1 protein-coding gene and 1 pseudogene are annotated in these 580 nt (G+C 32.9%); one reads left to right on the forward strand and one right to left on the reverse strand.

All coding sequences use genetic code 11. The annotated features are described in order from the left end of the window. The coding region (locus LOSG293_RS09810; RefSeq protein ID WP_160171726.1) for an IS30 family transposase at nucleotides 1-215 on the forward strand (215 nt) is incomplete at its 5' end. Between the two features lie 137 nt (nucleotides 216-352). Here the strand turns inward: LOSG293_RS09810 and LOSG293_RS10220 are convergent. After that, nucleotides 353-580 (reverse strand): annotated as a pseudogene (locus tag LOSG293_RS10220) (hypothetical protein); the annotation flags it as partial.

The raw sequence follows: 580 nt of genomic DNA on the forward strand, positions 1-580 counted from the left end.
TCAAAGTTTATTTTTGCCATCCATATTCACCATGGGAGCGAGGTTCCAATGAATATTTTAATAGACGGTTACGCTGGTTCTTCCCGAAAAAGACCAATTTTAGCCAAGTACCGACTGATGAGATCCTAGCAGCACTTGAACTAATTAATCAACGACCATTAAAAATACATCATCAACAGACTGCCATTGAAAGATTCCGGGCTTGTTCGGATTAAACTTGTAATTTGCCCGCTCTCATAAATTTTTTACCGTTTCGATAAATTGGTCTTCGTAATACACGTGTTTGTAATGCATAGGTAGTATTTTTAACAACATCACCTTGTTGACTTAAGCAATAAAAAATTAAACTAAATCAGTTCTTTCTTAACATTCCTTGGTGGATTAGTTTAATTATATATCCTAGAATTGCTAATAATAATAAAATAATGGCTATTAGGATTAATAACTGATTAGCATTATTTGCATTATTAGTGTAAGCAACGGTTGTAAAATGTTGGAAAATACCGATTAGAAAATGTCGGTTTTCCAACATTTTTTTACGGTAAACTAAACGCATCTCAAATTTGGAGGAACTGAAATG

Origin of the sequence: Secundilactobacillus oryzae JCM 18671, from assembly GCF_000740055.1 — a bacterium.
Lineage (GTDB): Bacteria > Bacillota > Bacilli > Lactobacillales > Lactobacillaceae > Secundilactobacillus > Secundilactobacillus oryzae.